Consider the following 9,462-nt stretch of genomic DNA (forward strand, 5'->3'; position numbering starts at 1 on the left):
GCTTCATGCTACCGTACTTTTTTGTCATGACTGTTGTGAAATTCACTTTATCCTTATAGTGCAGGATAGGTTACAACACGATAACGCGTTTCATTGCGTTCAAAATTTTTATAATTGACATCATCAGGAAAGATAGGATTATAAGCATTCACGTGCTTTACAGAGACACCTTGTGCTTTTGGAGACGGATTTAAAATTGTCCGTTCATCCCCTTTTTTAACACCAGTGGAATCGATAATCTCATCTGTTCTGTTTAGTTTTTGCATATTTTTCCGTGTTTTTTGAATTGCTGGAAGAGCTTTAAAATCGGAAACAGCCTGTTTTACGATTTCCTTTGCCGATTTTATTTCTTTTGGTGATTTTATCATGGCGTTTGATTTTACAGGCACCTTCTTCAAAGCATTTACAGGCATTTTTTTAAAAGCAATGGTTGGAACATTATTAACATTGACATAACGTGCGGATGCCCAGCCCACTTTTCCATTATAACCAAGAGAACACCAAGCTTTATTGGATAAACAGCCATAAATTTGTACTTTTTCTCCCATCGGAACCATTGCGATAACTTTATACGCTGTCGCAGGACCTGTGTGTAAAGATACCTGACCTGATGCAACACGGGCAACTGTTCCAGCAATGTTTCCAGCTTGTGCATGAAAAGCAGTCATTGCCACCCCTGATGCTCCTAAAGCCCATAAAGTCATCATTGTTGACAAAAATTTCTTTCTTAACATTATTTTTCCTCTCTAACATGTGAAGGGCAAAATATTCACCTATGCAAAAGTTTGCCACGTTTAAATCCAGTGATCATCACCTTATATCCCCCCAAATCCCCTGCAAGATTGCAACAAAATCTCTCTTATCCCCCTCGACACGAACACGGTCTCTTGATCTTGATTGCATCATATGTTCCTCATGAATTGGCGGCTCAAGCGTCATCTGATTGCTTAACTTTTCAATCAATTGTCCCTTACAAAAGTTTTTAAAGGGTCATTGGTTCCCTCAACAAATGATTGCAATAAAAGAATTGATTATTTGAATTTCAGCGAGTTTCTTCTCACGCATGATGAATTTTCACCAAAACTGGTGAAAATAGAGGAAAAATAATAATATTTTTAAGATAAAAGGGATTGAATATTCTCTAAAGCTTGTATAGCCTCGTATCTCTAAAAAAAGACATAGAATATAGTGAAGCTTCCCTCAAAAAAATCTCTTGAAAAAGAAAGTTAAAGGCACATGACATTAAAAATTTTTTCTCGTAGTCGAATTATAGGATTATTCCTCTCTTTCTTTGCTCTTTTTTTATCTACGGTTTTTGTCATGGCTACAGACAAATCAAAAATCAAACTTGGTATTATGGAAGGGCGAGATGCGATTATCTGGAAAATGGCTGCTGAACAGGCTAAAAAAGCCGGTTTAGATATTGAACTGGTTTATTTTTCTGATTACGCTTTGCCTAACGATGCTGTTAACGCAGGAGAGATCGATGCAAATGCTTTTCAGCACGCCCCTTATCTTAATGAACAAATGAAACAACGTGGCTATAAACTTTCAATTGTCGGCTATACATTTATTGCTCCAATCGGTGTTTATTCACACAAAATCAAAAATTTAAAAGATCTTCGTGATGGTGCACATGTTGGCATCCCGAATGACCCATCTAATGGTGGAAGAGCCTTACTTCTTCTCAATTCTTTAGGTCTGATTAAGTTAAAAGATCCTCATAATATTCTTGCATCTCCCCTTGATATTATTGAAAATCCTAAAAATCTGCAAATTCGTGAGCTCGATGCCGGTATGTTAGGGCGTGCAATCGACGATTTTGATATTGCGATTGTAAACACAAACTGGGCTATTGTTTCCGGATTAAACTTTGAAAAAGATGTGGTCGCATGGGAGAGCACAAAAAATAATCCTTATGATAACATCATCGTTGTACGCACAAGCGAAAAAGATGAACCATGGGTAAAAAAATTAGTTGCCGCTTACAACAACGATCTTATCCGTACAAAAATCAAAGAGATTTTTGGCAAAACGGCCCAAACATCTTGGTAATTCTGCCAAATATCTTGGTAATTGTTAATGGAAAACCCTACTCTTATCTCCTTAAAAAACATCAGCCGTTGTTTTAACAAAACGGCTGGTATTCCAGTCATTAATAATCTCTCTTTGAATATCCATGCTGGTGAAATCCTTGGCATTATTGGGCGCAGTGGAGCAGGAAAATCAACACTTATTCGTTGTTTAAATGGGTTAGAGAAGATTGATGCAGGGTCCATTTTTTTTGAAGGTGTTGATATTTCAAATCTATCAGAGATAGAATGGGCGCCTTACCGTCAACGAATTGGGATGATTTTTCAACATTTCAATCTTCTCTCATCGAAAAATATTCTTGATAACATTGCATTGCCACTTAAATTAAGTGGTGTAAGTAAAAGACAACGCCACAAACGTGCTCTTGAACTGATTGAATTGGTCGGATTAGATGGGAAAGAATATTGTTATCCAGCACAATTATCAGGAGGGCAAAAGCAGCGTGTTGGGATTGCGCGCGCTCTTGCGGCTAATCCTAAAATATTGCTATCCGATGAAGCAACTTCTGCTCTTGACCCTGAAACAACACAATCTATTCTAGAGCTCCTTGCTGATATTAATAAACACCTCAATCTCACGATTGTGCTCATCACCCATGAAATGGAAGTTGTGCGCACCATAGCGCATCGCGTCGTTGTTCTCAATCAGGGAAACATTGTAGAAGAAGGACGTGTGAAAGACATCTTTACATCACCGCAAGATGATGCAACCATCGCCATGCTCAAGCTTGTCACCCCGCAACTTCCTGAAAAATTTGCAAAAAATCTCAAACCAATCGGGCGAGAAGCTGTCATTGAAATCAATATTGCAGGTGAAATTGCCCAGCAACCTTTTCTTCATCTTTTAGAAAATGAGAGTGGTTTAAAAGCACGTATTTTACATGGTGGTATTGATACCGTTCAAGATGAAACCATTGGGCGACTCTTCTTGGCTCTTCCTGGAGAAGATAAAGAAGCTTTAGAAAAAGCTGTTCAATGGTTAACAAAAAAAGGACGATATTGTGAGGTCTTAGGCTATGTTTAATGTTCTTACTCATGAACTTCCCCAAGCTGTTATTGATACGATATTGATGACATTGAGTGCTTCTTTCATGGCACTGATTATAGGGCTTCCCCTTGGTCTTCTTCTTCATACAACAGCACGCGGAGAGATTTTTGCCTCATCTCTTATCAATCGCCCTTTAAGTATGATCATTGATAGTATTCGTGCTATTCCCTTTATTATTCTTGCATTTTATCTTCTTCCCGTTACACGTATCGTTGTAGGAAGAGGGATAGGAATGCCTGCTGTCATTTTTATACTGACCATTTCAGCGACTCCTTTTTATGCACGCATGGCAGAACTCTCTTTTAAAACCGTTGAAAAAGGTCTCATTGAAGCGATCCGCTCTATGGGTGCAAGCCGTCTTCAAATTATCAGACATGTTCTTATTCCTGAAGCTCTTCCTAGCTTGATTACAGGTTTTACAGTCATGGTCATCTCTCTCATAGGCGCGACCTCACTTGCCGGATATCTCGGTGGAGGCGGTTTAGGAGACATGGCAATCCGCTATGGCTATCAACGCTATAATACCTTCATCATGACCATCGTCATTATCCTTTTGATTGTACTCAATATTACAACCCAATGGACTTTTGATAAAATCGTACAAAAACTTGATAAAACAAAACATTAAAGGACTTAGAATGTCACACGCCAATATTATCATCCTCTTTGCCACTTCCAAAGTACAACACCTCCCAAATGAAACACCCCTTGCCTATCGAACACTCATAAAAAGCCAAGCACTTTTCCTCTTTTCTTAAATGGTTTTATTCACATAAGCCTAAGTTTGTAACCAAGAAAATAGTTTTAACGATTTCAATATAAAAGGGGATAAAATGAGAGATCTTGCAACATTTAAAATTCTCTCTCACCATAAAACGATAAATTATCACGTTAAATCACTCTATTAATCACGATCCAACCTTAGCCCACACCCCGTCAAAACACGCTAGGAGCCATAGCAATCCGCTATGGCGATCAAGACTGGAACTCCTTCACCATAATTATGATTGATGACTCTCAATATATGATTGTCCTCTCCCAAAGTCTTTGATAAAAATAGGAGCATCTCCCCAATTCATTGCTCGTCTATCAATGGTTTTGTGGCGTTATTTTCTTAAAACAAGTTTTTTGCTTTAACTAACTGCTTATCAATCAACATCGAGACCGAATGCAGAAGCACATTTTAGAAACATATCGAGTTGGATAAGAGCTCTAAACACTGTTCCTACTTTTTTATGCCAAAGTGCAAGCGAGCATATTATGCATCTATTGTAGGGGTAATTTCAACATGGAAAAACTGCCTCATTGTAAAAGAATATTAAAGGCATAAAGGTGTAAACTAATTTCTACCTTTACCATCATTCTTTAGTCCGGCATTAAAGCTTTCAAAAGCATCTAAAGCAATATCCTTTAAATAATGGAGATTACGCATTGCCCCACACTTTTGTTTATCACGTTCTTTAATGAATCTCGATCTACTCATACAAAAGAATGCCCCAAACGGTATAGACCTTGCAATTGCATATTCACGTGCTTGTTTGAAAGAGGTATCAAGGCTCCTAAATCCATTTCGTCACAGCATCCGTGAATGATATAATAATCATTATCGATTGTGCTCTCTATCTTTACGCTTCATAAGAGAGCGTGTGCTTTTGTTGTTGCCTATAAATCAACATCCAAACCCAAAGCAGCCGCATGTTTGAGACAAATATTAAGACGGTTCAGTGCTTTACGCGCTGTATCAGCTTTTGTATGCTAGACAGAAGCAAGTATATTGCATATCTCTGTTTGTCTAATCTCAGAAACGGACAGACAGCCTAATTTGGGGAGAATATAAAGTTGTAAAGGTGAAAACCACTTACCACCTTTCCCATCTCTTTTTAATTCAGCTTTACGTCTTTCAAAAGTATCCAAAGCAATGTCTTTTAAATGATGGAGACTGCTTATTGGCTCACGCTTTTGTTTATTGCGCTTTCATAGAGTCACGCCCCTCATATAAAACAGAACGCCATTGATTTGCACATTCACGAGCTTTTTTTAAGAAATATTTCGCAACGCATCCAAGCACATTTCACGGCGGTGCCCGTGAAGGGGATGACGGTAAATCCATTGAGCCCCTCCATCTTTACGTTTCATAAAAGAGCAAACCGGCACCATCACACACTTTGCCAGCCCGTAGGTGTTGTAGCAGCCCTTGGCACTTAAGACGGTTCATAAGGACCATTTTTACTCTTTTCTTGTACAGTTTGATCCACACACTCATCCCACTTGTTACGTGCAGAGGAGTGGTTTTGATTATTTCAACATGGAAATAGGTTTAAAATGGGAGAATCTTAGGATGTTCTAAACTTGCACTCAGAATAAATGACACGAGATTATCATTATAAATCACTATATTACTAATGTTATCATCAAAGATAAATTCTTATAAAATAAAGCACTCAAATAATCTTAAGAATTCGAAAATTTTTCTCCCATAACCGCAACAATAAGCCATTGAGCCGTAAGGGCTGGTTTTTTTAACTTTTCCACTTCCACTGTCACCCCATAATGGAAAACCACACGACCAGAAGGGCGGATTTCAGCATCATCTAACACAAAACGCGCACGCACCCGTGCCCCTGTTTTCACAGGACTCATGAAACGTATTTTATCGAAACCATAATTAATCCCCATTGTCGCCCCTTCTAGCTCTGGAAGAGCCTCATAAGCAAGCGTAGACAAAAGCGATAATGTTAAAAAACCATGAGCAATCGTTCCCCCAAAAGGTGTCTTTTTAGCCTTTTCCTCATCAACGTGTATCCATTGGTGATCATCTGTAGCGCATGCAAATTGATTAATCATATCCTGTGTAACAAAACGCCACTCCGATAATCCCATTTCTTTTCCAACAAAAGTAGAGACATCTTGTACTGCGATTTTCTGCTGCATAACGCTATTCCCATTTTATTTGATAAAAATAACCACCCCTCTTGCTTTTATAAAACCCATTGATTAGAGCATCAAGAATAAAAGATTAATTAATTGTCTTAAAAACAAATACACCTTATGAATAAGAAATCTTTTTTAACAGAATAGTTTTCAAATGGGAAAAAAGAATGGCAAGCAATGTGAACCTAACAGGTTTAGCGCATGATTTGAAGCAACGTGCAGAGAACCATCCCCCCATCCGTATTGGACTGATTGGTTGTGGTGAGATGGGCACAGATTTATTATCAAGTATTGCGCATATGGAGGGTATAACAGTCGCCGCCATAGCCACGAGGACACCATCACGTATTTTTGATGCTGCGACACTCGCCTATGGCGAAGAAGGACATGTCTGTGAAGTTGAAAATACGCATGCCCTCACACAGAGCATTGAAAAAGGTTTGATTGCGGCCACAGACGATATTGACCTTGTTTTGCGCCATGAACAAATTGATATTATCGTTGATGCAACAGGTTATCCTGAAGCGGGAGCAGAAATTGGCTTTAAAGCACTTGAAAACAACAAACATCTTGTCATGATGAATGTTGAAGCCGATGTTACGATTGGCGCGTATCTGAAACATGAAGCAGAAAAGCGAGGACTTATTTATACCCTTGGTGCTGGTGATGAACCCACTTCATGCATGGAACTCATCGAGTTTGTTTCAGCTCTTGGGCATAAAATTGTTGCAGCGGGAAAGGGAAAAAATAATCCTCTCCTCTTTGATGCTACACCCGATGCTTACGAAGAAGAAGCTCTCCGCCGTAATATGAATGTACGCATGTTGGTTGAATTTATTGATGGTTCCAAAACAATGGTTGAAATGGCTGCAATTGCCAATGCCACTGGACTTCTCCCCGATTGTCCAGGAATGCATGGTCCCAAAGCAGCGCTGCAAGATTTAAACAAAGTACTTATCCCCAAACAAGATGGGGGCATTTTGCAACAATACGGTGTGGTGGATTATTCAATAGGTCAAGGTGTTTCCCCAGGGGTCTTTGTCATTGCAGAAATAGCACACCCACGTTTACGCGAACGTATGGAAGATTTAAAAATGGGACAGGGTCCTTATTTCACCTTTCACCGCCCCTATCATTTAACAGCAATGGAAGTTCCCCTCACCTGTGCACGCGTTATGCTTTATGGCAAAAAAGATATGGTTCCCCTTAGCCACCCAGTCGTAGAAGTCTGTGCTGTTGCTAAAAAAGATTTATACCCAGGCGATCAGTTGGATTTTATTGGTCTTTATAGTTATCGTGCTTGGATCATGAACATTGCAGAAGCACGTGCTCACCAAGCTATTCCATGTGGTCTTTTAGAAAAAGCAACAGTAACAGCTGCAATTAAAAAAAATGAACTCATTACAGTCCATAATACAGCTATTCGTGAAGATCAATGGATTGCGCGTCTTCGTGCCAAACAAGACCTTTTACTTCATTGCCCTTCTCTCGGCTAAGCTATAAATATCCTCTTTTTATCCTAACATAAAAATCCATTAACTTATTAAGACAAGATATTGATTTATAATGATAATATAGCACTATTCCTATTGAATGAGCTCCTCAAATAACGTAAGATTCTCTCATTTAAAACTTGGCTCATCTTGAATCAACCAAAACCGTTCACTTGCACGTTACAAACGGAGCTGGCGTGTGGGTAAAAATCGTATAAGAAAGGACTAAAAGTGGCTTCTATGAATCCGTCTTAAGTGCTAAGCGCTGTCGCAACACCCACGGGCTAGCAAAATGTGTGATGGTGCTGGCTTATTACTTCATAGGCTTATTACTTCATAAGCGTAAAAATAGAGATGCTCAATGGATTTTCCATTATACCATCCATGGTCACCACCGTGAAATGAGATTGAATGCCTTAAGAGATGTTTCTTTAAAGAACAACGGTTCTTTTCTATATGAAAGTAACGCGTAAAAAATAAACACATTCTAGGTTAGGAACACTTCCTTCGTGAAGATCACGTAAATTGCAAATCTCTATGCCAAGCAAGACTTTATACTTGCTTTCCCTCTCCTCTCCCCCATGTATCTTTTCCTTATCACCTTACTTAACAATAACCTTCCCTGACGTAACAGAACAACCCAGAATACACTTGCACGACAAATTCAAGTGTCTGTTTTAATAAAAACATTTTCCAATACCGCACATCAGCACTTCTCTCTCACAAGAGAGCCTATCAATACTACAATATAAACCTCTCCATGAGATGATATAAGATTCCTTTTGTGTCACTATCTTTACGCCACAAAGATACAAACCAGTATCATCATTCGATTGTACAATTCCCAATATTACTACGAGAACCCTTGAGCCTTAGAGAGAATTCATGAGAGAATTTTTGCCCTTTTCTTGAATAATTTTACCTACACACGAATGCAACTTATTATATGCAAAAAATGCTTTTGATGGATTAAATATACATAGATTTGAAATAATAAATATCTATAAAGCAATAAATTCGTTTTTAATTTAAAAAATGGATTTATAATGATAAATTATCATAAGCTATTTATTCGAAGAGCCAATACAGAAATTTTCTATTTTATCTCTTCTTATTTTTTTATTTTACAATATAAAAAAACCTTTTAAAAAGGATAGATATCCCTTTGATGAATAACCTTTACATAAAAATCGCAAGACAATATGAAAAGGCTGATAAAGAGGGTGAGAATGCTAGCCCGATAACAAAGAAATAATCATAAACTGTAAAAATCAGGTTACACCATTTTGAAAAAAAACATCAATTTTAAGATATTGAGCTTTAATAACAGTAATATTTAATAACAGCAATAAGCAATAAAAGATACATTTAATATTAATAATAGTGATTTTTTCATCCAATACAGCATAAGCCACTTCAAATATTGATTTCTTAAAAATAAGAAAGTGAATAAAAGACTCATCAACTTTGTCGATGAGTCTTCTCCTAAAGTGTACAGAATATTCCTAAAATAGAAACAACAGTCCCAACTATATCGCCACAACATAAAGAAGCAAGAAGAGACACAATACCTATCCCACCCCAAAAAGCTGAACCTGAATATGCAGAAACTTTTTCAGCTCTTCCAAAAGCGACGCTATCTTGTTACTCAACACCGTAAATGACAGCTCTATTTACTACTTTAATGACTGCATTGTTTTCTGCTATAGAAGCAGTAACTGCCATTCTCTCTTGAAATTTATCTTTTACAAAACTTGCGTTCCCCTCTATAATCTGTATAAAAAAAGAATAAGTAGTGTAAAAGTAAATGAACATACACGATTTTTAAATATTTTAAACATAGCTTTCTTTGCTCCTCTTTTTCTTCGCTGAAAAAGTTAAAGAATAGTCATATATA

General features: G+C 37.7%; 7 protein-coding genes and 2 pseudogenes. 5 read left to right on the plus strand and 4 right to left on the minus strand.

What is annotated here, in order from left to right; translation table 11 throughout:
• Positions 1-53: 53 nt before the first annotated feature.
• Positions 54-734 carry an SH3 domain-containing protein gene (locus BN338_RS03505; RefSeq protein WP_039759118.1) on the minus strand — a complete coding sequence of 227 codons (681 nt, stop codon included), beginning with the start codon at positions 732-734 and terminating at the stop codon, positions 54-56.
• A gap of 502 nt (positions 735-1,236) precedes the next feature.
• Between BN338_RS03505 and BN338_RS03510 the strand changes: the two genes are divergently transcribed.
• From BN338_RS03510 to BN338_RS03520, 3 genes are read left to right on the plus strand one after another with little or no spacing between them, the layout of a single operon-like run.
• On the plus strand, positions 1,237-2,055 hold the full coding sequence (locus tag BN338_RS03510; RefSeq protein WP_039759119.1) for a MetQ/NlpA family ABC transporter substrate-binding protein: 819 nt from the start codon (positions 1,237-1,239) through the stop codon (positions 2,053-2,055).
• A gap of 27 nt (positions 2,056-2,082) precedes the next feature.
• Entirely contained in the window at positions 2,083-3,117 is a 1,035-nt protein-coding gene (locus BN338_RS03515; RefSeq protein WP_039759120.1) for a methionine ABC transporter ATP-binding protein, read from the plus strand.
• A complete protein-coding gene (locus tag BN338_RS03520; protein ID WP_039759121.1) occupies positions 3,110-3,769 on the plus strand; it encodes a methionine ABC transporter permease in 660 nt (219 codons plus the stop codon). The genes BN338_RS03515 and BN338_RS03520 overlap by 8 nt, the downstream gene beginning before the upstream one ends.
• A gap of 711 nt (positions 3,770-4,480) precedes the next feature.
• Here BN338_RS03520 and BN338_RS13020 read toward each other — a convergent pair.
• The 3 genes and pseudogenes from BN338_RS13020 to BN338_RS03540 all read right to left on the minus strand — a co-directional run bounded on the left by BN338_RS13020 (position 4,481) and on the right by BN338_RS03540 (position 6,072).
• Positions 4,481-4,624, minus strand: coding sequence for a hypothetical protein (locus BN338_RS13020; RefSeq protein ID WP_244427605.1), 144 nt, complete (start codon positions 4,622-4,624; stop codon positions 4,481-4,483).
• A gap of 182 nt (positions 4,625-4,806) precedes the next feature.
• Positions 4,807-5,365, minus strand: a pseudogene (locus BN338_RS13025) (phage integrase central domain-containing protein); the annotation flags it as partial.
• A 227-nt stretch (positions 5,366-5,592) separates the two neighbouring features.
• The gene (locus tag BN338_RS03540; RefSeq protein WP_039759122.1) at positions 5,593-6,072 is read right to left on the minus strand and encodes a MaoC family dehydratase; all 480 of its coding nucleotides are present in this window, start codon (positions 6,070-6,072) and stop codon (positions 5,593-5,595) included.
• 167 nt (positions 6,073-6,239) lie between these two features.
• Here BN338_RS03540 and BN338_RS03545 point away from each other — a divergent pair, with 167 nt between their 5' ends.
• Complete coding sequence (locus BN338_RS03545) at positions 6,240-7,568, plus strand: NAD(P)H-dependent oxidoreductase (RefSeq protein WP_039759123.1); 1,329 nt, start codon at positions 6,240-6,242, stop codon at positions 7,566-7,568.
• Between the two features lie 320 nt (positions 7,569-7,888).
• Positions 7,889-8,002 (plus strand): annotated as a pseudogene (locus tag BN338_RS13030) (tyrosine-type recombinase/integrase); the annotation flags it as partial.
• Between the last annotated feature and the right edge of the window lie 1,460 nt (positions 8,003-9,462).

The organism is Bartonella queenslandensis AUST/NH15 (genome assembly GCF_000312585.1).
Taxonomy (GTDB): domain Bacteria; phylum Pseudomonadota; class Alphaproteobacteria; order Rhizobiales; family Rhizobiaceae; genus Bartonella; species Bartonella queenslandensis_A.